Below are 24,181 nucleotides of genomic sequence, written 5' to 3'. Positions count from 1 at the left end.
ATATTCCATTTAGTTATTAATTTATAAAAATACCTTCAAAAACAGATTAAAGGGCGATTATTGCTTTTTACAGCACTTTAAATTAACAATTTTATAACCTAACTAATGTAGGGTATATTCCTCATTCAAAATAAAAATAGGAACAACTATGTTACACGGGAAATCTAAAAATAAACTACTTAGTACCGCATTGTTACTTGGCTCATTACCTGTAATGGCCAATGTAGCTAATGGCGGCTTTGAACAATGGTCAGGTAATACACCTAGTTCTTGGAGCACTATTGATAGCGGAATCAGCTTAACGCGCTCAACCAGTACAGTTAAAAGCGGTAGTAGCTCTGCTGCTGTAAATGTAACTACAGGATCGCAAAGTAACACTGATTTACTACAACAAGTTGCTGTAGAAGCGGGTAAAATCTATAACTTTTCGGCTGATGTTTACCACACCGAAGGTAAAATTAAAGCTCGCTTGTATGTAGATGGTTATCAAGGCTATTCAAATCAGGCACAAACTAACCAATGGCAAACAGTTAGCCATAGCTATACAGCAAATAGTGATAAAACAATTAGCGTAGGGCTTAGGTTTTATGATGTAAGTGGATTTGATGGCAGCGAAACCGTATACGTAGATAACTTTTTACCAAATGCTGATGGCAACGCATCAACAAGTTGTACCGACAATAGCCTTACACTAACGCTTAATACCGATAATTACGGTAGCGAAACTAGCTGGGCCGTTAATAACAATCAAGGTAGTGCTGTTGCTAACGGCAGTGGTTACGCATCAAACACTCAGTATGATGAGCAAATATGCCTAACTGATGGAACTTACACACTTGTTATTAACGACAGCTACGGCGATGGCATGTGTTGTTCAACAGGTAATGGCAGTTATGCGCTTAAGCAAGGCTCTACCACACTTGCTAGCGGTGCAAGTTTTAATAATACAGACAGCACGGCATTTACTTTAGGCAGTGGCTCTGGTGATGGCGGCGGGATCAACCCAACACCCACTGGCTACTATGTTACAGCTCAAGGGCTATCGGGCTATTCACTAAAAACTGAGCTTTATAATATTATTAAAGATCATAATGCACAGGGTTACTCGGCTATTTGGAATTTTTACGACTCATCTGCACGTGATACATACTTTGAAAACGATAACAGCATTTTAGATATGTATAGCGAAAAACCAAACGGCTCAGATAGCTACAATTATGCTGCGGTGAGCGATCAATGTGGTAACTATAGTGGAGAAGGCGGCTGTTACAACCGTGAGCATTCATTTCCTAAAAGCTGGTTTGGCGGCACTATTGAGCCAATGAACTCAGATGTGCATCATATTTACGCAACCGACGGTTATGTAAACTCAAAACGTAGTAACTTCCCATTTGGTGAAGTAGCAAGCGCTTCATTTACATCAACTAACGGAAGTAAATTAGGTTCTGCCGCAGGTTCATTAAATTACTCAGGTACTGTATTTGAGCCAATTGACGAATTTAAAGGTGACTTTGCACGTGCTTATTTTTACATGGCAACGCGCTACGAAAATGTAATAGGCACTTGGCAAACAAAAACGACCTCAAGTAATGCTGTACTTAATGGTTCAAGCAACCAAGTATTCGAGAACTGGGTTGTAGCCATGCTGCTTAACTGGCATAACAGCGATCCTGTAAGCCAAATGGAACTTGACCGTAACCAAGCAGCGTTTGAATTTCAAGGTAATCGTAACCCGTATATCGACCACCCTGAATTTGTAGAAATGATCTGGTAAAAGTTAGCAGTTAAAACAAAAGCCTTTGCAAATGCAAAGGCTTTACCTTTTAGCGTGTAATATTTTTATAAACACAATGCTTTAAGCTAATTATAAGAAGCAACTGCGATAAGTGATTTTTCAGCTCTGTTTTTCATCAACGTTAAAAGTGTGTAATGAAAATCTTGAAATATCACCTCACCCCATATTCGCGAATAAACACCAAAATTTGTATTATCTTGCACGGTCGTTTTTAACGTTAAAATCGTATTGCCGCTTTTATCTTCACTTAACTCATATCCACCGTAAAGAGGTGAAAAGTATTCACCGCCTAGTTTTACGTGTTTATCGAGTGCGTCATCGGGGATAGCATCTGGGTCTATATCAAATCTATAAAGCATCTGTTTATTTGGTTGCCAGTCGGTTATTACTTCTTTAAACACAACGCCTTTTTGCCAAGTACTTGTACGAACAGCGCCTATACCGCTAGCATTCATACTTGCCTTTAATGGCTTTGGTACACCAATTAATTGAGTGAGTGAAAAAGGCACTTCCTGTGGTTTTATGTCACTCACATTAGCTAACTGCTGCCACACAACATTGATGGGCGCGTTAATAGCTATTGAATTTGTTACTTCGTATGTTTTTGATAAATGTAAAAAGTTAACTTCAATAGGTGAGAGCAATATAGGTAACAACGCGATTGATAATAAAGAACTATTCGCTTTTTTTATTTTACGTTTTCTAACAAAGCCCGCAAGTAACCCACCAATGCTGGCAAAAAACATAAAAGCAGGCAAAGCCATTGCCACACAAATGCTCCCTTCAAGTAAAGTAATTACACTTACAAATAAAAAAACAAAAATAGGCTGCCAAGCAATCGTGATCATTTGCCTTTTAGTTAATGTTTTTGATTCGTTGTACTCAAAGTGAATACGAATATAGCCAATAGCAACAGGCACTAAAAACATAAATGATATAGAGACTAAGCTACCTAAATTATAAGCATTGACTAGCTCTACAAACAGCCGCATAAATATGCCGTAAAGCGTACCAAGTAAAATACCAATTGATTTAGGGGAGTTGAGTTGCATCTCTATTCTTTATTGTTGTTATTAACAATCCGAAAGTAACAGAAGTATTATTTCACCACAAATAAAACGAAATTAACGGCTGCTACCAATAAGCTTTTCAAACAAAGCGATTTTTACAACCACTAAGACTAAAGGATAATAACCTGCCATTAACACTATTTCCCGCTATAAACAGTGATAAAATTCTTTAAAAATAAAAACAAGCCATTGATTTATAATGATTTTAAATCATTTTGTGTAGTTTTATAATTTTTAACGTAAAGCTGATTGTCAGATTAACTGTATTAAAAACAACCATGCACGACCTTTTGCCTATACATCCCAGCCTAAGAGCTGATTTACCCTGCATGTTCAATATTCATTTGCTTTAACAAAAGCCGTATTTATTTGATTAAGCAACAATGTTGCAGGAGAACGCATGCAAACTACACCACCCGGTGATGCACCATCAAACACGCACAAGGATGCTCAAAGCTACGAGCAACTTCACAAGCCGAGTTCAGAGTTTAATACTCGCGACGAGTATCTCGAACATGAATTACAAATTATGCAGCCTAAGCGCTGGCGTCCTAATTTACCGTTTAGAGATTACCGATTTGAATTTGAAGACACCATTCCTGCAATGGCGGGCACTATTGGTAAAGTCGTTATGGTGGGTGCTATTGCAGCTACATTTGCAGCGCCTCTTGGTTTAAGTGATGCGTTTGTTTTAGAAAATGTACGTTACGAATTACTCATTGTTTCTATTTTTATCATCTTATTCTCAGGCTTTATTTTACCAACAGCCAACTTGGCTGGTACTCACGGTCCACTTATTCCGTTAATTCCTATTGTTGTTGCTGCTGGCGGTCACCCTATGGCATTTGGCTTACTCATTGGTGCCTTTGGCTTTATTTTGGCCATAACCAAGGGAGGAAGTATGCTCGCGCGCCTAACCAGTAAAGGTGTATGTGGCGGGCTACTTATTTATTTAGGCTTTATTGGTACTATTTCGCAAGTTAAAAAGCTGTTTGCTTGGGCTGAAGCCATTGATATGGCACACATTGCGTTTATTGTTATTTTAGCCACCATTTTATTGTATGCGCTATTAGAGCACTTTAAAAAGCGTTGGTTAGCCGTGCCGTTAAGTTGCCTTATTGGTGGCGTGGTTGCCTTTGCCTTAGGCGCACCGTTTGAGTTTCATACTGCACCGGGTTTACCAAATATGAACCCAGCTTACTGGTGGGGCGAAAACACGGGTTGGATGCTAGGTTTACCAACGCTTGAAAGCTTTGTTGTTGTACTCCCATTTGCAGTGCTCGCCGTTGCTATGTGGTCTCCTGATTTTTTAGGCCATCAAGTATTTCAAAAAATAAGCTATCCGCAACGCACCGAAAAAGTACAAATGGATATCGACGATACCATGCTAAGTGCATCGGTTAGACAAACATTTGGCTCACTTGCTGGTGGTGCTAACTTTGCCTCCTCTTGGGGTACTTATATTGTGCCTGCCGCTATTGCTAAACGCCCTATCCCTGCTGGCGCTATTTTAACGGCATTATTTTGTATTATTGCTGGTTTATGGGGTTACCCTATGGATTTAGCAATTTGGCAGCCTGTATTGTGTGTAGCGCTTATTGTTGGGGTATTTATCCCGCTACTTGAAGCTGGCATGGAAATGACGCGCGAAGGTAAAACGACGCAATCAGCCGCTATTGTGGTGTTTGCTTCGACCTTGGTTAATCCTGCTTTTGGTTGGTCGCTTACTATGTTACTTGATAACTTAGGGCTGATTGGCTGTAAAGAGCGCAGCGCTGAGTTAACTAAAATGAGCCGCTGGGTGATTCCACTTATTATGTTTGTGTTACTTACCACTGTAATGGCAATTGTAGGTATGTTACCTGGTATACCGGCGTTAATGGCTGACTTTAGGCATTAACCTTTAGCTACCACATCTCATATTTACCCACAAAAAAGCACGGCAATTGCCGTGCTTTTTAATACGTGATTTTTAATACACACGGTTAAGCAATTACTGCCAAGAACGCTCAGTCGCTAGTTGTTTTTCAAACGCATCAATTTGTGGGTTTAGCGTTTCGGTTACACCAATAAAATCTAAGCCACTTAATAAGCGCTCTTTTACCTCTTTACTAATATCAAAACTAATTGGTGCAAACTTACTGCTTGTTAGTGTTTGATTTTCAAGGTCGATTTCAATGTTAATATCGTCGTGCTGCTCGCTAAGTACAAACAATTGCTCAAGCGTATCGGCAGGTAACGCTATGGCTAACATTTGGTTGTTACCACAGTTATTAAAGAAAATATCTGCAAAGCTTTCAGCCAAAATAACTTCAAAACCATATTGCTTCAGCGCCCAAGGAGCATGCTCACGAGATGAGCCACAACCAAAGTTGTCGCGCGTTAATAATATTTGCGCGCCTTGGTAGCATGGGCGGTTTAAAATAAAGTCAGGGTTTGGCTCACCGTTATCTAGGTAACGCCAATCATAAAACAATGCCGCATCAAAGCCTTCGCGGCTAGTTGATGTTAAAAACTGCTTAGGGATAATTTGGTCAGTATCTACATTGTTTTTATCAAGTGGGGCCATTAAGCCACTAAAAAATACGCTCATTAGGCTTCTCCTCTAATATCAACAAAGTGACCATGTATTGCAGCGGCTGCAGCCATTGCAGGGCTAACTAAATGGGTACGCCCGCCACGACCTTGGCGGCCCTCAAAGTTACGGTTAGAAGTAGATGCACAACGCTTGCCTGCTCCTAGGCGGTCATCGTTCATCGCTAAACACATAGAACAACCCGGTTCGCGCCATTCAAAGCCAGCGGCTTTAAAAATATCGGCTAAGCCTTCGTCTTCGGCTTGTTTTTTAACTAAGCCAGAGCCCGGTACAATTAACGCTTCAATGCCGGCTACCACATGTTTGCCTTCAACAATTTTTGCAGCTGCGCGTAAATCTTCAATGCGGCTATTTGTACATGAGCCAATAAATACCGTGTCTACTTTCGCGCTTGATAATTTATCGCCCGCTTTTAAATCCATGTATTTAAGTGCGCTGCGAATAGCGTCCGCTTTAATTAAATCTGGTTCTTGATCTGGATCGGGTATGCACTCATCAACACCAATTACTTGCTCTGGGCTTGTGCCCCAGGTAATTTGCGGTTGAATGTCGTCAGCATTTAGCTCAACAACTAAATCAAAGTGTGCGCCTTCATCTGTTTTTAATGTTTCCCAATATTCAACGGCTGCATCAAAATCTGCGCCTTTTGGTGCAAACGGACGACCTTTTAAGTAATCATAAGTAATTTGGTCAGATGCAATTAAACCCGCTTTTGCACCCATTTCTATGCTCATATTACATAGCGTCATACGGGCTTCCATTGAAAGCGCTTCAATGCCTTCACCACAAAACTCTGCTACATAACCTGTGCCACCAGCGGTACCTAACTTGCCAATTACCGCCATAATTAAATCTTTAGCCGTAACCGTTGGACGCAATACACCGTTAATTTGAATTTTTAACGATTTCGCCTTTTTTTGCTGTAGCGTTTGCGTTGCTAATACGTGCTCAACCTCAGACGTACCAATACCATGCGCTAATGCGCCAAACGCACCATGCGTAGAGGTATGGCTATCGCCACATACAATGGTTGTGCCAGGCAAAGTAATACCTTGCTCTGGGCCCATTACGTGCACAATACCTTGATTAATTGAGTTTAAATCGTAAAGCACAATACCAAACTCTTTACAGTTTTTATCAAGCGCCATTAATTGGTTTTTAGATACTTCGCTTGCCGCATCAAGTGATCGGCTCTTAGTCGATACGTTGTGATCCATCGTTGCAAAGGTTTTTTCTGGGCAACGTACCGTACGGTTTTTTTCACGTAGACCTGCAAAAGCCTGCGGAGAAGTAACTTCATGCACTAAATGGCGGTCAATATAAAGTAAGTCGGTTTGCTCGTTTATGCTGGCAACGGTATGTGATTGCCAAATTTTTTCGTATAACGTTTGGGCCACTTGCTAATTCCCTAATCTGTTTGAGTTGCAGCATAACGGTGCTGCAACTTTAATATGTTATTAAATGCGTGAAACGATGGCTGCTGCCACATCGCTTGTGCTGTAACCTGCATTTGGATATATATCTGGTGTGCCAACGCCTGCTTCTACGGCTTCTGCTACTGCTTTTTCAATGGTGCGTGCAGCTTCGTCTTGCCCTAGCGAGTAACGTAGCATTAATGCGGCACTTAAAATTTGTGCTATTGGGTTTGCAACGCCTTTACCTGCAATATCTGGTGCTGAACCGCCTGCTGGCTCGTACAATCCAAAACCCGATTGATTCAAGCTTGCCGATGGTAATAAGCCCATTGAGCCTGTGATCATGGCGCACTCATCTGACAAAATATCGCCAAATAAGTTATCGCAAAGTAATACATCAAATTGGCTAGGCTGCTTAACTAACTGCATAGCGGCGTTATCTACGTAAATGTAATCTAAGCTTACTTCTGGGTAGTCTTTGCTTACTTCGGTTACTACTTCGCGCCATAATACGCTTGATGCTAATACATTGGCTTTATCAACAGAGGTAACATGGTTACTACGTAGTTTTGCAGCTTCAAAAGCAAAGCGTGCAATACGTTCAATTTCTTTTCGTGAGTATGTTTGCGTATCAAATGCAAACTCTTCTGCGCCTTCACCACTGCGGCCTTTTTCACCAAAGTAAATGCCGCCAGTTAGTTCGCGCACACATAAAATATCAAACCCTTTTTCGCTGATATCAGCGCGAAGTGGCGACGCTGCACTTAATGCAGGTAATAACTGTGCAGGGCGTAAATTACAAAACAAACCAAAGTGCTTACGAAGCGGCAATAACGATGCGCGCTCAGGCTGCTCGTTTGGTGGTAAGTTTTCCCATTTAGGACCGCCTACCGAACCAAATAAAATAGCGTCTGAGTTTTCACACGCAGTAAGTGTACTCTCTGGTAATGCTTTACCAAATTCGTCAATGGCTGCGCCGCCAATTGCATAATGCTCGCGGTTTAGGGTAAAACCAAACTTATTGCTCACAGCATCAAGTACTTGCTCTGCTGCTGCCATTACTTCTGGACCAATACCGTCGCCAGCTAATACTGCAACGCTGTAGTTTGTTTTACTCATCCTGCTTTCCTTTGTTGTTTTAAATCAGACACTTTTTGTGCACGATAAATTAAGTTATAAACACGGATCATGGCGCGTACCGACGCTTCAACCACATCCGCTGCAATGCCCGCACCGTGGTAAGGTCGGCCATCGTATTTAGCTATAATATTTACTTGGCCTAATGAGCTTGCACCTTGGCCTGTCGCTTCTAAGTTATATTCAATCATTTCAACGCTCATACCGGTTAAGCGCTCAATAGCTGCAAACGAAGCTTCAACTGGGCCATTACCTGTCGCGGCTTCTTGTTTAGCTTCGCCATCAATGCGCATTCCAATAGTAGAGCTTGCTACCGATTGTGAGTTAGAGGCTGAGTTAACAAATTCTAATTGGTATTTTTCGTCTTTGTCGTTAATTTGATTAAAGTAAATCATCGCCTCAAGGTCGTAATCGTATACTGTGCCTTTTTGGTCAGCCAATTCGATAAAGCTTTTATATAAGCCATCCATATCGTAATCAGATTTTTGATAGCCTAACTCTTCTAAGCGATGCTCAATAACATGACGACCCGAACGCGAAGTCATATTTAATTGGTTGCTTGGCACACCCACGCTTTCTGGCGACATAATCTCATAAGTATTTTGCGCTTTTAATACACCGTCTTGGTGAATGCCAGAGCTGTGTGCAAAGGCGTTTTCGCCAACAATCGCTTTATTTGGCTGTACTGGCATATTACAAATTTTAGCCACTTGGCGAGATGCGCGGTAAATTTCTTCACTTTTAATATCTGTGTATACTTTTAAGTGGTCGTGGCGCATTTTCATGATCATCGCCACTTCTTCAAGTGAGCAGTTACCAGCACGCTCACCAATGCCATTAATAGTACACTCAATTTGACGTGCTCCGGCTTGCACTGCAGCCACCGAGTTTGCTACGGCTAAACCTAAATCGTTGTGGCAATGCACACTTAAACGCGCTTTATCAATATTTGGCACGTTATTCATTAAATGGCGGATCATCGCGGCGTATTCGTCTGGCGTTACAAAACCAACAGTATCTGGCAAGTTAATAGTTGAAGCTCCGGCGTTAATAGCCTGCTCAACAATTTTACATAAATCCCAATGCGGCGTACGACCAGCATCTTCACACGAAAACTCAACATCATCAGTATAGTTACGCGCCAATTTAATTGATTTAACAGCCATTGCCGTTGCATCGTCTAAGCTCATACGTAATTTATGTTCAAGGTGCAAAGGGCTTGTAGCAATAAAAGTATGAATACGGCTTTGTTGTGCTGTGCGAAGTGCTTCGCCACAGGCTTCAATGTCTTTAGCAACTGAGCGTGCTAAACCACAAATAATCGGGCCTTTTACTTCGGTTGCAATACGTTGCACCGAGCGAAAATCAGCAGGGCTCGAAACCGGAAAACCCACTTCCATCACATCCACATTCAAGCGGCTAATTGTATGTGCTAATTGAATTTTATCATCTTCAGTAAGGCTTGCTTTAAGCGCCTGTTCGCCATCACGTAAGGTGGTATCAAAAATCCATACTTTATCTTGCTCTTGCATAACTGCCCCTCATTCCTATGTTACCCAAATTTCAATTAATCCCAGCCGCGAGATAAAAAAAACCCCGCAATTGCGGGGTTTTTAGTGTTCAACTCGATGCAAACACACTAATCCCCGCTCACTTGCCATAGCAGTAAGAGGTTAAGTTTTAGTGTAATTAAACGAATAATATGCATCTTGTTTTCTTGTGTGTGTGTTCAGTGAAGCCTATTTTTAACATTACAGCGCAGCGGGTGCAAGCATAAATATTCCACATAATAGATTTAAAAACGATTCAATTGGGTTTTTTAATTCAACATAGGTCAACATGGGGAATTAAAATAACAAATACGTAACTAGTGGCGCTTAAATTAATAAGCACTGCAATATACCGTGCTTATATTAACTTTTTGCAATTTTTTTAAGCTATGCTTCTTTATTCGTTTCTCTTACGTAATGCCCGGCTCCACGAGTAATATAACGCAGCTGCCAAATAACGCGCTCAATCAATTCGTCGCGTTGCAATCCTTCTATATCGAGCGCCTCTGCACCCGCATTAAATACGAGCGTTACCATAGATTCCGCCTGAATATAGGCATGCATAGCATTACATTTAGTTTCACTTTCTAAATAATGAGCCAGCTCTAAAATAAAATGTTTTACCTCGCGGGCTACAGCGGCTCTAAATGCTTTAGAAGTCCCAGAGCGTTCTCGCAGCAACAACCTAAATTGGTTACTTGAGTTATCAATAAACTCCATAAAAGTAACCACTGAGGTATTTATAACACTGCCGCCATCGTTTGCTATTCGTCTGCGTGCTTGACGCATTAGTTGGCGAAGGGTTAAACCGGCTTCGTCTACCATGGTTAAACCTAGCTCATCCATGTCTTTAAAATGACGATAAAAAGACGTTGGGGCAATACCGGCTTCTCGTGCTACTTCGCGTAAACTTAAATTCGAAAAACTATGATCAGCACTCAGCTGATTAAATGCCGCTTGAATTAACGCCTGTCGTGTTTTTTGTTTCTGTTGCGCTCTAACACCCGACATCAACAGCTCCCTGAATTATTTTATATGAATATTTAGTGATATTAGCTCAATTGTCCAGTCTAATACTTGACGACAAGAGTTTGAAATACTATTTTAGCTTACAGTTGTACGCTGAGATTGAGAATTATGAATAAACCACCGATTATTTGGACAAACGTCCTATTTTTTAGCCTAACCTTTTTGGCGGCTGCCACACTTGTACCTTGGTACGCCATTAGCTACGGATTTACCAGCGCGCATTGGATTGCTTTTGTAGGCTGCATGTTTTATGCGGGCTTATCAATTACTGCCGGCTACCATCGATTATGGGCACATAAAACCTATAACGCACACCCTGCAGTTGAATTTATTTTTGCGCTTGGCGGTGCTTTTGCACTACAAAACAGTGCTTTGCATTGGAGTAGCGATCACCGTATACATCACGGTCAAGTTGACGACCCAATAAAAGACCCTTACGCGGCTACCAATGGTTTTTGGTATAGCCATATCGGCTGGATGTTACGTGACTACCAAGGCGATAGCTACAACGACTATAGTAATTGTCGTGATTTACAACGAAATAAAGTCGTTATGTGGCAACATAAGCACTACTTGAAACTAGCTATTGCTATGAACGTAGGTTTGCCTCTTGCACTTGGTTTATTAGTTGGTGATGTGTGGGGTATGTTAATTCTTGCAGGTTTACTACGCTTAGTACTAAGCCAACACTTTACCTTTTTTATAAATTCGGTTGCACATATTTGGGGCTCTCGCCCATACACCGAAAAAAATACGGCACGCGATAACGGCTTTTTAGCGTTATTTACATACGGTGAGGGGTATCACAACTTCCACCATATTTTTGCAAGCGACTACCGTAATGGTATTAAATGGTTTCATTACGATCCAACAAAATGGATGATCCGCTCTTTAGCAGCTGTTGGTTTAGCTAATAAACTAAAGCGTACACCTGTTGAACGTATCGAAAAAGCAAAGGCTGAAACGCTAATGAGCAAAACCCAAACGCGTCTTGCAAAATTGCCTTTAGCACAAGATAAGATTACATTATTACAACAAGAGTACGATTTACTGCTGAAAAAACTGCAAAATTATTGTTCACTACAAAAACAAGTGTTAGAAGTTAAAAAAAATAACATGGCAAAGCAGTGTGAACGCTCAGCATTAATGGCACAATACCATGAGTTGGAAGCCGCCTGGGAAAATCAAAAACAGGCATGGCTAGCACTTAATGCGAGGTTATTAAAAGCCTCTTTTAATTAATTTAGGAGTGGCTGTGGCCAAACAACCAGAACAAAAAAAAGTACCCGTGACATACCAATATGATGCAATAATTATTGGCACGGGTCCTGGCGGTGAAGGTACCGCCATGAACCTTTCAAAAAACGACAAAAAAGTAGCGGTTATTGAACGCCAAGAATCAGTTGGTGGCGGTTGTGTACATTGGGGAACAATTCCTTCAAAAGCGCTTCGCCACTCTGTTAGCCGCTATATTGAATACAAAGCAAATCCGTTATTTAATGTTGGTGAGCGCCCTAGCCGCTTAACATTTCCTGATATTTTACGTCACGCAAGTTCTGTTATTTCTAAGCAATCTAATTTACGTAGTAGCTTTTACGATCGTAACCGCATTCATATGTTTCAAGGTGATGCGAGCTTTGTAGATAAGCACACAATTGAAGTAAAAAGAAATGATGGTTCAATTGAGCGACTGACTGCTAAAACAATTGTTATAGCAACCGGCTCACGCCCTTATCGCCCACCAGAAGTCGATTTTACGCATTCTCGTATTTATGAGAGCGACACTATTTTAGGTCTTAAACACGACCCTCACCGCGTACTTATATACGGCGCTGGTGTAATTGGTTGTGAGTACGCTTCTATATTTAAAGGCCTAGGCGCAAAGGTTGATTTAGTTAATACACGCGACCGACTACTTGCTTTTATGGATGCTGAAATATCTGATGCGCTTAGCTATCACTTTTGGAATAGCGGCATTGTGATACGTCACAACGAAGAGTTTGACCGAATTGAGACGCGTGACGACTGCGTTATAATGCATTTAAAATCAGGTAAACGCGTAAAAGCTGACTGTATTTTATTTGCTAATGGTCGTACTGGTAACACTGATACACTAAATCTTGAAGCCATTGGCTTAAAAGCCGATAGCCGTGGCCAATTAAAAGTTAACGAAACATACCAAACAGAAATTGATAACGTTTACGCTGTAGGTGATGTAATTGGCTATCCAAGCCTTGCTAGTGCTGCGTTTGACCAAGGTCGCATAGCTGCTGATGCAATTGCGTGTGGTAACTGTGACGACCGCCTGATTGTTGATATTCCGGCTGGTATTTATACCATCCCAGAAATGAGCTCAGTAGGTAAAACAGAGCAAGAACTTACAGCCGCTAAAGTACCGTATGAAGTTGGCCGTGCACAGTTTAAGCATTTGGCTCGCGCGCAAATTGCTGGTACTGAAGTAGGTAGTTTAAAAATATTATTCCACACCGAAACCAAAGAAGTACTTGGCGTACATTGTTTTGGCGAACGTGCCTCTGAAATTGTTCACATTGGCCAAGCTATTATGGAACAAAAAAATGGTGGCAATAATATCGACTACTTTGTAAATACCACATTTAACTACCCAACCATGGCTGAAGCCTACCGTGTTGCGGCATTAAATGGTTTAAATCGCTTATTTAAATAACTGCTTAACTAAGAAGTTTTAAAAGCCTTTATAAATAGGTAACAAAAAACCCGCAACTTAGCGGGTTTTTTACTTTTAAACAGTTTTAAAGTTTATTTAAGTAGCTATTACTTATGGTACTTAGCACTTAGCTCATGTACTGCATTAATGAATACACCAGCATTTTCAGGGTCTACATCTGGTGTAATACCGTGGCCTAAGTTAAACACGTGGCCATTGCCTGTACCGAAGTCTTCTAAAATAGTGCCTACTTCTTGGCGAATACGCTCTGGTGTACCGTGTAACATAGATGGGTCCATATTACCTTGTAGAGCTACTTTATCACCCACACGGCGTTTAGCGTCGCTAATATTAATAGTCCAATCAAGACCAATTGCATCACAACCTGTTGCTGCAATAGCTTCAATCCATTGACCACCATTTTTAGTGAACAAAGTAACCGGTACTTTACGACCATCGTATTCACGAATTAAGCCATCTACAATTTTATGCATATATTGCAGTGAAAATTCGTTGTAATCGCGCGGGCTTAATACACCACCCCATGAGTCAAATACCATTAGCGATTGCGCGCCAGCTTTAATTTGAGCATTTAAATAATCAATAACTGAGTCAGCTAACTTATCGAGTAATAAATGAAGTGTTTGCGGCTCTGCAAACGCCATTTTTTTGATTTTACCAAATACTTTGCTGCTACCGCCTTCAACCATATAAGTTGCTAGCGTCCAAGGTGAACCAGAAAAACCAATAAGCGGTACTTCACCTTTAAGTTCACGACGAATAGTGCTTACTGCGTTCATTACGTAGCCAAGCTCGTCTGTAGGATCTAACTTTGGAATTTTTTTAACATCAGCAAGTGATGAAATAGGACGTTCAAACTTAGGGCCTTCGCCAGTTTCAAAGTAAAGACCTAAACCCATCGCATCTGGAATCGTTAAAATATCACTAAATAATATAGCGGCATCTAACGGGTAGCGACGTAATGGCTGCAGTGTTACTTCACATGCAAGCTCAGCATTACGGCACAGGCTCATAAAATCGCCCGCTTGTGCACGTGTAGCGCGATACTCTGGTAAATAGCGTCCTGCTTGGCGCATCATCCATACCGGAGTTACATCAACAGGTTGTTTTGCAAGTGCACGTAAATAACGGTCGTTTTTTAATTCGCTCATGGCGTAAATGATCCTAAGACTTGTATAAATTGTGCAAGATTGTACCACCATATTCTCCGACCCTCTATTGCTTAGGGACGAAAACAGCTTTACCTAGAGGCAGATCAATATAATGGCGTGCTTTAATCCATTTTGACTATAAAATAAGCAAAAAAAAGAATAACATTTAAAACTTTTTATTAATATGTTTGCAACATTACAAAAACCTTGTTATTGTTTGTCCCGCGTTAACAAAAACAATAATAAAAATCTTAAAACAATAAAAATAAATGTTTTAAAATAATAACAATAAAAATCATCTCATAAAAATAAGAAAGCTTGTTATAACAAGTCAATGAAAGAAATTAGACCACCGTAACTGGTGGTTTTTTCTTGCCTAAAATAAAATCCCTCGCCTTAGATTATATAAAAAGGTACACCCCTCAAAGTAGCTCAACTTTACTTGTTGATATACGCGCAAATTAAATATATCTTGATGTACATAAACTTATTATATTCTAATTGAAAGACCAACCCAGCTAGGAGAACAGTTATGCTGACGCGTGTAGAAAAAGCTCAACAAAAATGGGGTGGTAGCCACACAGTAATTGATAAATGGCTAAACGAACGCCAAGACCTTATTGTACTTTATTGCAAAATTGCAGGTTTTACGCCGTACGAAAAACAAGATCAAGCATTGCCAGAGCCAAAACTAATTGAATCATTTTGCCAACTTTTAATGGATTACCTATCTGCGGGCCATTTTGAAGTGTATGACGATATAGCAAAAGCATGTGAAAAAAAGGGCTTACAGAGCCAAGAGCTTGCAAACTCTATTTACCCGCGTATTTCCAGTACAACCGACATAGCGTTAGATTTTAATGATAAGTACGCTGAAGTAGACAAAGAAGACTTGTTAAAGGGTTTTGATGATGACTTGTCTGTTATTGGTGAGGCATTAGAAGCACGCTTTGCACTTGAAGATGAGCTTATTGATAACTTGTTTTCTAATCACGCAAACTAATATGTTATTTACGCATATTAAAAAAGGGACCTAAGGTCCCTTTTTGCATTTACACAATAAACTTATTATTGTGCTGGTGCTTCTTCATTTTGAATTTCAAGTAATTCAACTTCAAATACAAGTGTTGAATTAGCTGGAATCTTACCTAAGTCACGGTCGCCGTAAGCAAGTTCTGAAGGAATAGTGAACTTGTACTTAGAACCCACTGACATAAGTTGTAAACCTTCAGTCCAACCAGCAATTACGCGGTTAAGAGGGAAAGTTGTAGGTTCGTTACGTGCATATGAGCTGTCAAACTCAGTACCGTCTAATAAAGTACCTTTGTAGTGTACTTTAACTACATCAGTTGCTACTGGCTTTTCGCCATCGCCTTCGCTAAGTACTTCATACTGTAGGCCAGACTCAGTTACTGTAACGCCTTCTTTTTTAGCGTTGTCAGCTAGGTATTTAACACCCGCTTCTTTGCTTTTTTCAGACTCTACTTTTGCTTTTTCTTCTTGCTTAGTACGTACTGATGTATCTAGTTCAGTTAACACTTCGCGAATTTTTTCTTCGTCAATTTTTGCATTACCAGCAAGTGCATCTTCAAAACCACGGATTAGAAGTGCTTGGTCTAGCTCAATACCAATTTCTGTTTTGTCTGCTAGGTCTTTATTTAAAAAGTTACCTACAGATGCACCAATACCGTATGCTTGTTGCTGTTCTACAGTGTCTAATTTAACTTCAGCTTGTTCTTTTTTTGCTTCTTGATTACAAGCTGTAAGCGCTAAAACTGACGCTGCAATCAATGACAATCTAATCGTCTTTTTCATTTTAAATCTCCGACACACTTTGCAGTTGTCATTTTAATGTATTATTACTAGTTAAAGATTAACGGCCCACATGATAGGCTGCTTGTTTAATGACTAAATTCCACATTGTTAGCTAAACTAAAAACATATCCAGTGATTAGACAAACAACCTAGGCATTTAACGCGTCCTAGTCTAACCTCTCAGTCACTAAGAGTTAAGGGGAAATACCTGTAATATGTCGATATTTCGTACTTTTTTAATCGTATTTAGCTGTTTTTTAGCCATCGCCTGTACCGATAAAAAACAACACGCTGTAGCAAGTTACGAACATGCTGCACAAGGTGCGTTTTCATCAACACTTTCAAACGATGGTAAATACAGTTTGATCTCCTCTATCAACCATGGGGTCGCCCTGTGGGATAATCAACAGCAGGTACTAAAATACCAATGGTTTCAGCAGCAAGATCAAGACAGTTTGGTATACGCCGTTGCTATTGCTTTTGATAACAGCGTGGCTGTTACCGCCGAAAAAACCACGTTTGCTGTGTGGGATATAGCCACAGGCAAAAATAAAGGTTATTACAAAATACAAAAAGCCAGTATTCGCGATATTGCTATTAGCAATCAAGGCCGTAGTGTTTTATACGGCCGTAGCGACGGCGTTGTCGTATTTGTAAACCTAGAAACCGGACGTCGTATTGAGTTTTTAGGTCATCAAGATAAAGTTAACACCGTTGACCTATCACCTAACGGACGCTACGCCTTAAGTGGTTCTAACGATTATGTTGCTTACTTTTGGGATACACGTACAGGGCAAGTAATTCATCGTTTTAATCACCCAACGCGTGTTACCCAAGTAACGCTCGATCCACAAGGTCGCTATGCGTTTACGGCCGATAGTATGGCACAAGCAAATGTATGGAAGCTGACTACAGGTGATCTTGTGAGTAAACTGAAGTATATTGCGCGTCAGAAAATTTTTACTGCTGTGCGCTTTAACGAACAAGGCACTTTGCTTGCAACCGGCTCGCCAAATAAGCGCGTAGATTTGTGGCAAATACCAAGCGGTGAAAAAATTCAAACTTGGCAGGTTACCCCGCGCGAAGGCAGTAAGCCTAAATCGGCGGTGGTGCTAGATGTGACATTTACAGATAACGGTAAGTCGTTGTTAACCGAAAGCTCCAGCGGTATCGCAGAGCGATTTATTATACGAGAGAATAATGAACACAATTGAACATCGCTTAATGGAACTTGAAGCCAAAGTGGCTTTTCAAGATGAGACGATTGAAGTCTTAAATGATGAAATAAAAGTGCACCAGCAACTTTTAGCAAAAATGAAACGCCAAACTGAGCTGCTAGCAGAAAAAATTAAAGAGTCGCAGTCATCATCGTCTATGATGTCTGAAGCACCTGAGCCGCCTCCACCGCATTACTAAAACCGGTAAAAATTAGGCAATAAAAAACCGGGTTAGTCGCCCGGTTTAAATACACCAATTACTTGTTCAAATTGGCGAGTAGACGCCTGAACAGCGTTATCGGGTTGCGCCATTTTATGACCACACTCAACACACTCTACTTTTTCAACATCATGTTCTCTGTATAGCATCATAGTATCCATGGCTTTGCAGTCAGGGCACGATGCACCAGCAATAAATCGCTTCTTTTGTCTCACAACATTTTTCCTGTGGTTTGAACTGCTGTCATTTTATCGTATAACTTCACTTGTTGATACGCTTGATAAGAGCATTAAGTTCTATGTTATGATAGCGCCAACTTAACAAGGGCACAGCAAAGTAACGCATTCATGATCCAAATCTCAGAAATAGAACTACTTCGTGGCGGTAAAGCCTTATTAAAAAACGCATCAGCTACATTATTTCCAGAGCACAAAGTAGGCCTTGTTGGCGCTAATGGCTGCGGAAAATCAACGTTATTTGGTTTACTAAAATCAGAACTGCAATTAGATGCCGGTAACTGCAGCATTCCAAAAGATTGGTCTATTGCCTCTGTTAAGCAAGAGACACCTGCACTTGAAATAAGCGCGATTGATTATGTACTTCAAGGCCACCCAGAATACTACGCAATGCGCATAGCACTGCGTGAGGCCGAGAAAAACAACGATGGCGACACACAAGCCAAAGTACATATTCAGCTTGAAAACATTAAAGGCTACAGCATTGAATCAACCGCCGGTGAGCTATTACACGGCTTAGGCTTTGCCAATAACCTTATAGAAAACCCTGTAAGCTCGTTTTCGGGTGGTTGGCGCATGCGTTTAAACCTTGCCCAAGCATTGATACGCGACGCCGATTTACTACTTCTTGATGAGCCAACAAATCACCTTGATTTAGATGCCGTTTATTGGCTTGAACGCTTTTTACGTGCTTATACCGGCACCCTTGTACTTATATCGCATGACCGTGAGTTTTTAGATGCGGTGGTTGACCAAATTTGGCATGTAGATAAGCAACTTATCAATGTGTACAAAGGTAACTACTCGCAGTTTGAACGCCAAAAAGCAGAGCGTTTACTACAACAACAAGCGATGTTTGATAAGCAGCAAGATCAAATTGCACACTTAGAGCAATTTATAACGCGCTTTAAAGCAAAAGCCAGTAAAGCTAAACAAGCACAAAGCCGTGTAAAAGCACTTGAACGCATGGAAAAACTAGCGCCAGCACATGCCGACTCGCCATTTAACTTTGAGTTTGCAGAGCCAAAAGCATTACCAAACCCACTAATGACAATAGATAAAGCTAAAGCGGGTTATGGTGACGTCACTATTTTAAATAATATAGAGCTAAACCTTGTACCAGGTAGCCGAATTGCTTTACTTGGTCGAAATGGCGCGGGTAAATCAACGTTAATTAAACTGCTTTCAGGTGATTTAGAGCCGCAAGCGGGCGAAGTTATTCAGCATCACGGATTAAATATTGGTTACTTTGCGCAGCATCAGCTGGAATCTCTTGATTTAAAAGCCAGTGCAATAACGCACATACAACGACTAGACCCAAAAGCCACTGAGCAATCACTACGTGACTTTTTAGGCGGCTTTGCCTTCATTGGCGATAAGGCACTTGAGCCTGTAGCCCCATTTTCGGGCGGCGAAAAAGCACGTTTAGTGCTTGCCATGTTGGTATATCAAAAGCCAAACTTATTATTACTGGATGAGCCAACCAACCACCTTGATTTAGAGATGCGCCATGCACTTGTTATGGCACTACAAGGCTTTGAAGGCGCTATGGTTACCGTTTCGCATGATCGCCATATGCTTAAAAATACTGCCGATGAGTTTTACTTAGTAGATGACGGCAAAGTAACCCAGTTTGGCTACGACTTAGATGCATATTATCAATGGTTACTTAACGCGAATAAAGAAGCGGTTAAAGCGCAGCAAACCGACGAGCCTAAAGCAAACCCAGGTGTTAACCGTAAGGAACAAAAGCGTTTAGAGGCTGAGTTTAGAAAAGCCACTCAGCCACTTAAAAAGCAAATTGAAAAGCTTGAAAAGCAACTCGATAAATTTACCGCCGAATTAAGTGAAGTTGAAGTGACCTTAGGTGATAACGAACTGTACAACGACGACAACAAAGCCAAGCTTAAAGAGTTATTAGCCAAGCAAGCAACCCTTACGCCTAAACTTAACGACGTTGAAGAAGAGCTACTTATGGCACTTGAAGAAATGGAAGAAAAAGAGCAGGCATTCGCCGATGAACTTGCTCAATAGCGACCATTTTTGGCAGTTTGCGTGCACCTTGTACGCAAAGCCTGATCAACAAACAACCTTGCTGGCACTACAAAACCAGCAAGAAAAAAACGTTAATTTATGCTTATTGCTACTTTATTTAGACTCATTAAATTTAAGTATTAATACCCAACAGTTAAATGAGTTAATAGACGCAATTAGTGAGTTTGATACTCACGCATTACAACCTCTGCGCGCTGCCCGTAGCTATTTAAAAGCTAATCAGAATACGATAAGTGATTACACCACAATACGCGCAGAGTTACTAAGCGCTGAGCTAAAGCTTGAAAAACAACAGCAACATATGTTGATTGAAGCAGTAAATGAGTTTGAATTAATCGAGCATGCAGAACCAAACAATATTGAGCTGTATATGAAAGCCACTTAGGCTGCGACTTTTTATACCCTCCTCTACTGCTCATTCTCTTTTCTTTGTGCAAAAAACCTTTAAGTAAATAATTCACAAAGAGGTTAAGAGGCGCTTCGCTTTTAGAGGAAAACAAACTAGATTACTTAGATAAAAATATAAATATTGAGCGGTTGTTTAGCTCAGCATTTTATTACCCTGCCCTAATTTTCTTCTCTTTTTCTTCTTTTTGCGCAAAGACCTTTAAGTAATTTACTCACAAAGAGGTTAAGAGGCGCTTCGCTTTTAGAGGAAAACAAACTAAATTACTTAGATATAAATATTGAGCAGTTTGTTGCTCTACCCTCATTTACTTCTCATTCTTTTCTCTTTGTGCAAAAAGTCTTTAAGTGGTTTACTCAAAAAAGTTTAAAGCGCTACGCTTTTAGGTAAAGTGAAAAACTCTCTTAGCTCTCAGTGGTAATAACTTAGTAGCCCTTAAAGCATGATCTAAATCAACTTAGCTTCACCCCTATATCTGCTTATGTAAATAACTTGATCTCGATCACGTTGCGACCTGCAAACACTGCCTATGATTAACCCATCAACAACGAGGGGAACAACTCATGAACGTATTCTTTAGAGACTTTTTTACAGATCCAGTTTTATTTATGTCTTTTGGGTTTTTAACCATCGTTGTTTCTTTGTGTATATTTTTTGCTTTTTTCTTTTTGAAAAAAATACATGATGCAGAAATTCCCGAACAAAATTAAGCACGACGCACTAAAGCGCCTTATTAGTTTACTAGTTAGGCGCTTTTTATTTTCTGAAGCGAAAAATTTGGTACACTAGCTTTTCGTTTAATACAAAGTGCGTAGTACAAACATGATCTCTCAGTTCAAACCAGCATGGTGGATGACCAATCGTCACGTTCAAACCATAATGCCGCGTTTTTTCCGCCCATTTCACCACACTCGCTACGAACTTGAGCAACTTGATACACCTGATGGTGACTTTATTGAGCTCGCATGGTCACTTCCACATAACGAAACCGCTCCACTTGCCGTTGTTTTACATGGCCTTGAAGGCAATATAAATAGCTTTTATGCCAAAGGCATGATGAAGGCGTTAAAAAAGCAAGGTTATGCAGTTGTGCTTATGCACTTTAGAAATTGCTCAACTGAAGTCAATCGACTACCTCGCGCTTATCACAGCGGTGACACCGCCGATTTAGCCTTTTTTATAAATCACTTAAAGCTGCAATTCCCTGAGCGCACTATGGTCGCTGTAGGTTTTTCGTTAGGCGGTAACGTACTGGCCAAATACTTAGGTGAACAATCACAAGCATGCCCACTAAGTGCTGCAGCGGTGGTATCTGCTCCTTATGATTTGTCGTCATCAAGCGATGTTATTCGTAAAAGCTTAGGTAAAATTTACCAAAAATATCTGCTCGATCGCATGAAAAAATCAATGCAGCGAAAGCTGCCACAAATTAAGCAGCAAATTTCACTAACACCAAAACAGTTAATGAAAATTGACGATTTATTAGAGTTTGATAATCAGTTAACAGCCCCTCTGCATGGTTTTGAAAACGCACACGATTACTATCGCAAAGCCAGTGCAATGCCGTACTTAAAAGATATCGCTATACCTACACTTATTATTCATGCCAAAGACGACCCTATGCTCTCAATTAAGGCCGTACCAAGTAGGCAAGACGTAAGTGAGCATGTTACGCTGCGCATCTCTGACAAAGGCGGACATGTTGGTTTTATTAGCGGTAAAAATCCGTTTAAGCCTATATTTTGGTTAGAGAAAGCCGTGCCATGCTATTTTGGGCAACATGTTTTAGGCAACGCAAACAAAGAGTAATTATGATTATCCCTTTTGAACAACTCGATAAAGATACACTATACAACCTAATAGAAAGCTATGTACTGCGCGAAGGCACCGATTATGGCGAAGTAGAAGCAAGCATCGAATCTAAAGTTAACCAAGTTAAGCTACAGCTTAAAAATGGTGAAGCGATGGTGTTTTTCTCTGAATTACATGAGTCAGTTACTATTATTTCTAAGGGCGAATTTAAAGCGCTGCAAAGTGAAGAGCATCAAGCAGAGGCGTTTGATTAAGGTGTAGTACTTGTAACTTTTGAATTGAACGTACACAATGGCTTTTTACCCAAAGAGCCAAAACATGATAAAGCTCAGCACTCTAGTGGTAGCCATATCACTAGCTTTAACTAGCCAAGCCCAAGCAGAACAAACAATAACAGCATCTGACAAGGCAATTAAACTCGCTAAAGACACCATTTTAATTGATACCCATATCGACGTACCTTATCGAATTCACGAAAGCTGGGTTGATGTAACTAAAGCGACAACTGATGGCGATTTTGACTACCCTCGCGCTGTAAAAGGCGGTTTAAATGCCCCATTTATGTCGATTTATATTCCTGCGCATTTGGAATTTGAAGGTAAAGGAAAAAGCTACCAGCTAGCCAATCAAATGATTGATAGTATGGAAGCCATAGCCCAGCGCGCACCCGATAAGTTTGCTATTGCTAGCTCAAGCACTGATATAGAAGAGCAATTTAAACAAGGTAAGCTTTCTATAGCCATGGGTATGGAAAACGGCTCTCCTATTGAAGGGGATATGAAAAACCTTCAGCACTTTTACGACCGTGGCATTCGCTACATTACGCTAGCGCACTCGCAAAGCAACCATATTTCGGATTCGTCTTACGATATACGCCGTAAATGGAAAGGCTTAAGCCCATTTGGTAAAGAGCTTGTCACTGAAATGAATAATATTGGTATGCTAATCGATGTATCGCATATTTCTGATGATGCGTTTTATCAGGTTATGGATCTATCTAAAACACCCGTAATTGCCTCACATTCATCACTTCGTAAATACACGCCTGGCTTTGAGCGTAATATGAATGACGATATGCTATTGGCACTTAAAGAAAATGGCGGCGTTATTCAAATTAACTTTGGCTCAAGCTTTGTTACCGCTAAAGCAGGCAGTTGGGGCAAGCAGTTAAAAAGCACAAAAGAGTCCGTTAAAAAAGACGGCACTAAATTAAGCAAAGATTTTGATGCTGCGTACCGCGCTAAAAACCCGTATCCATTTGCAAGTCTTGAGCAGGTGCTTGACCATATTGATCACGTAGTTGAGCTAATTGGTATTGATTATGTAGGTATTGGCTCTGATTATGACGGAGTTGGTGATTCATTACCTATCGGTTTAAAAGATGTATCTAGCTACCCTAATCTTGTTCAAGGTTTAATGGACAGAGATTACAGCGACAAAGATATTAAAAAGATTCTTAGCGGTAATTTATTAAGAGTTTTAAAACAAGCGCAAGAGTATGCGAAAAAGCATTAAAGCTTTTATCATATATTAGTAATTGGCTAAAAGACCAAGAGCTAACTCAATATAAGCGCGGCCTAGCCGTGCTTTTTTTATATCTAAGAGCTCAGTTATTTTCAGCAACCTTTTTCCTCGGGTTTCGTAAAACTCAACCCAAGCTACGGCAATAAAGCTATACCTAGGAGCAAATCACTTTTCTTCAGGCATTAAAAAAGGCCACCTGAGTGACCTTTTTCTAACAATTAACTTTAAAGTTAATTATTACGCTTTGAACGTTGCTACAAAGCACCTACGCCTAAGGTAAGAGCGCCACCTTCATATGACACTTTTCTTCAGGCATTAAAAAAGGCCACCTAAGTGACCTTTTTCTAACAATTAACTTTAAAGTTAATTATTACGCTACGATAGTTGCTACAACACCAGCACCTACAGTACGACCACCTTCACGGATAGCAAAACGAAGACCTTCA

General features: G+C 40.4%; 21 protein-coding genes and 1 pseudogene. 12 read left to right on the top strand and 10 right to left on the bottom strand.

Features of this window, described 5'->3' with window-relative positions; genetic code table 11:
• The first annotated feature begins 148 nt into the window (after positions 1–148).
• Entirely contained in the window at positions 149–1,774 is a 1,626-nt protein-coding gene (locus tag I6F42_RS16035; protein ID WP_197152795.1) for an endonuclease, read from the top strand.
• Positions 1,775–1,860: 86 nt separating this feature from the next.
• Here I6F42_RS16035 and I6F42_RS16030 read toward each other — a convergent pair whose 3' ends face one another.
• Complete coding sequence (locus I6F42_RS16030) at positions 1,861–2,847, bottom strand: hypothetical protein (protein WP_197152785.1); 987 nt, start codon at positions 2,845–2,847, stop codon at positions 1,861–1,863.
• Positions 2,848–3,265: 418 nt separating this feature from the next.
• Here I6F42_RS16030 and I6F42_RS16025 point away from each other — a divergent pair, with 418 nt between their 5' ends.
• On the top strand, positions 3,266–4,765 hold the full coding sequence (locus I6F42_RS16025; RefSeq protein WP_197152784.1) for a DUF3360 family protein: 1,500 nt from the start codon (positions 3,266–3,268) through the stop codon (positions 4,763–4,765).
• A 93-nt stretch (positions 4,766–4,858) separates the two neighbouring features.
• Here the strand turns inward: I6F42_RS16025 and leuD are convergent, their stop codons facing one another.
• The 5 genes from leuD to fabR form a co-directional block, all read right to left on the bottom strand.
• Positions 4,859–5,458, bottom strand: coding sequence for a 3-isopropylmalate dehydratase small subunit (gene leuD, locus I6F42_RS16020; RefSeq protein WP_193226786.1), 600 nt, complete (start codon positions 5,456–5,458; stop codon positions 4,859–4,861).
• Positions 5,458–6,858 carry a 3-isopropylmalate dehydratase large subunit gene (leuC, locus tag I6F42_RS16015; RefSeq protein ID WP_121954607.1) on the bottom strand — a complete coding sequence of 467 codons (1,401 nt, stop codon included), beginning with the start codon at positions 6,856–6,858 and terminating at the stop codon, positions 5,458–5,460. Before leuC ends, leuD begins: the two co-directional genes overlap by 1 nt.
• A gap of 60 nt (positions 6,859–6,918) precedes the next feature.
• On the bottom strand, positions 6,919–7,995 hold the full coding sequence (gene leuB / locus I6F42_RS16010) for a 3-isopropylmalate dehydrogenase (RefSeq protein WP_007582207.1): 1,077 nt from the start codon (positions 7,993–7,995) through the stop codon (positions 6,919–6,921).
• Complete coding sequence (gene leuA / locus I6F42_RS16005; RefSeq protein WP_008171909.1) at positions 7,992–9,545, bottom strand: 2-isopropylmalate synthase; 1,554 nt, start codon at positions 9,543–9,545, stop codon at positions 7,992–7,994. The genes leuB and leuA overlap by 4 nt, the downstream gene beginning before the upstream one ends.
• Positions 9,546–9,950: 405 nt before the next feature.
• Positions 9,951–10,574 carry an HTH-type transcriptional repressor FabR gene (gene fabR, locus I6F42_RS16000; RefSeq protein WP_010555448.1) on the bottom strand — a complete coding sequence of 208 codons (624 nt, stop codon included), beginning with the start codon at positions 10,572–10,574 and terminating at the stop codon, positions 9,951–9,953.
• A 126-nt stretch (positions 10,575–10,700) separates the two neighbouring features.
• On the opposite strand from fabR, the gene I6F42_RS15995 reads away from it, so the two are divergent.
• Positions 10,701–11,834 (top strand): fatty acid desaturase, encoded by a 1,134-nt coding sequence (locus tag I6F42_RS15995; RefSeq protein WP_024589509.1) that lies wholly within the window; start codon positions 10,701–10,703, stop codon positions 11,832–11,834.
• A gap of 13 nt (positions 11,835–11,847) precedes the next feature.
• Positions 11,848–13,278: a Si-specific NAD(P)(+) transhydrogenase gene (gene sthA, locus I6F42_RS15990; protein WP_197152783.1), complete on the top strand. Its 1,431-nt coding sequence runs from the start codon at positions 11,848–11,850 to the stop codon at positions 13,276–13,278.
• 107 nt (positions 13,279–13,385) lie between these two features.
• Here the strand turns inward: sthA and hemE are convergent, their stop codons facing one another.
• Positions 13,386–14,450: a uroporphyrinogen decarboxylase gene (hemE, locus tag I6F42_RS15985; protein WP_002961084.1), complete on the bottom strand. Its 1,065-nt coding sequence runs from the start codon at positions 14,448–14,450 to the stop codon at positions 13,386–13,388.
• A 532-nt stretch (positions 14,451–14,982) separates the two neighbouring features.
• Between hemE and I6F42_RS15980 the strand changes: the two genes are divergently transcribed.
• Positions 14,983–15,453: an Rsd/AlgQ family anti-sigma factor gene (locus I6F42_RS15980; protein WP_007582240.1), complete on the top strand. Its 471-nt coding sequence runs from the start codon at positions 14,983–14,985 to the stop codon at positions 15,451–15,453.
• A 65-nt stretch (positions 15,454–15,518) separates the two neighbouring features.
• Here I6F42_RS15980 and fkpA read toward each other — a convergent pair whose 3' ends face one another.
• Complete coding sequence (fkpA, locus tag I6F42_RS15975; protein ID WP_007582243.1) at positions 15,519–16,265, bottom strand: FKBP-type peptidyl-prolyl cis-trans isomerase; 747 nt, start codon at positions 16,263–16,265, stop codon at positions 15,519–15,521.
• 215 nt (positions 16,266–16,480) lie between these two features.
• On the opposite strand from fkpA, the gene I6F42_RS15970 reads away from it, so the two are divergent.
• Both I6F42_RS15970 and I6F42_RS15965 read left to right on the top strand, forming a co-directional pair.
• The gene (locus I6F42_RS15970) at positions 16,481–17,479 is read left to right on the top strand and encodes a WD40 repeat domain-containing protein (RefSeq protein WP_101162983.1); all 999 of its coding nucleotides are present in this window, start codon (positions 16,481–16,483) and stop codon (positions 17,477–17,479) included.
• Complete coding sequence (locus tag I6F42_RS15965; RefSeq protein WP_007378900.1) at positions 17,466–17,681, top strand: SlyX family protein; 216 nt, start codon at positions 17,466–17,468, stop codon at positions 17,679–17,681. Before I6F42_RS15970 ends, I6F42_RS15965 begins: the two co-directional genes overlap by 14 nt.
• A gap of 32 nt (positions 17,682–17,713) precedes the next feature.
• Here I6F42_RS15965 and I6F42_RS15960 read toward each other — a convergent pair whose 3' ends face one another.
• On the bottom strand, positions 17,714–17,917 hold the full coding sequence (locus I6F42_RS15960) for a YheV family putative zinc ribbon protein (protein ID WP_007378899.1): 204 nt from the start codon (positions 17,915–17,917) through the stop codon (positions 17,714–17,716).
• A 132-nt stretch (positions 17,918–18,049) separates the two neighbouring features.
• Between I6F42_RS15960 and I6F42_RS15955 the strand changes: the two genes are divergently transcribed.
• The 5 genes from I6F42_RS15955 to I6F42_RS15935 all read left to right on the top strand — a co-directional run bounded on the left by I6F42_RS15955 (position 18,050) and on the right by I6F42_RS15935 (position 23,726).
• Positions 18,050–19,972: an ATP-binding cassette domain-containing protein gene (locus I6F42_RS15955; protein WP_024589507.1), complete on the top strand. Its 1,923-nt coding sequence runs from the start codon at positions 18,050–18,052 to the stop codon at positions 19,970–19,972.
• Entirely contained in the window at positions 19,956–20,378 is a 423-nt protein-coding gene (locus tag I6F42_RS15950; RefSeq protein ID WP_197152781.1) for a TIGR02444 family protein, read from the top strand. Before I6F42_RS15955 ends, I6F42_RS15950 begins: the two co-directional genes overlap by 17 nt.
• Positions 20,379–21,221: 843 nt before the next feature.
• Entirely contained in the window at positions 21,222–22,208 is a 987-nt protein-coding gene (locus tag I6F42_RS15945; RefSeq protein WP_197152780.1) for a hydrolase, read from the top strand.
• 2 nt (positions 22,209–22,210) lie between these two features.
• On the top strand, positions 22,211–22,465 hold the full coding sequence (locus I6F42_RS15940; RefSeq protein WP_007582257.1) for a YheU family protein: 255 nt from the start codon (positions 22,211–22,213) through the stop codon (positions 22,463–22,465).
• Between the two features lie 64 nt (positions 22,466–22,529).
• Positions 22,530–23,726, top strand: coding sequence for a dipeptidase (locus I6F42_RS15935; protein ID WP_197152779.1), 1,197 nt, complete (start codon positions 22,530–22,532; stop codon positions 23,724–23,726).
• 379 nt (positions 23,727–24,105) lie between these two features.
• Here I6F42_RS15935 and I6F42_RS15930 read toward each other — a convergent pair.
• Positions 24,106–24,181, bottom strand: a pseudogene (locus I6F42_RS15930) (elongation factor Tu); the annotation flags it as partial.

The sequence above is a fragment of the Pseudoalteromonas sp. SWYJZ12 genome, assembly GCF_015864395.1.
GTDB lineage: Bacteria > Pseudomonadota > Gammaproteobacteria > Enterobacterales > Alteromonadaceae > Pseudoalteromonas > Pseudoalteromonas arctica.
The sequence above is the reverse complement of the archived record's forward strand: the minus strand, read 5'-3'. Positions and strand labels throughout refer to the sequence as shown.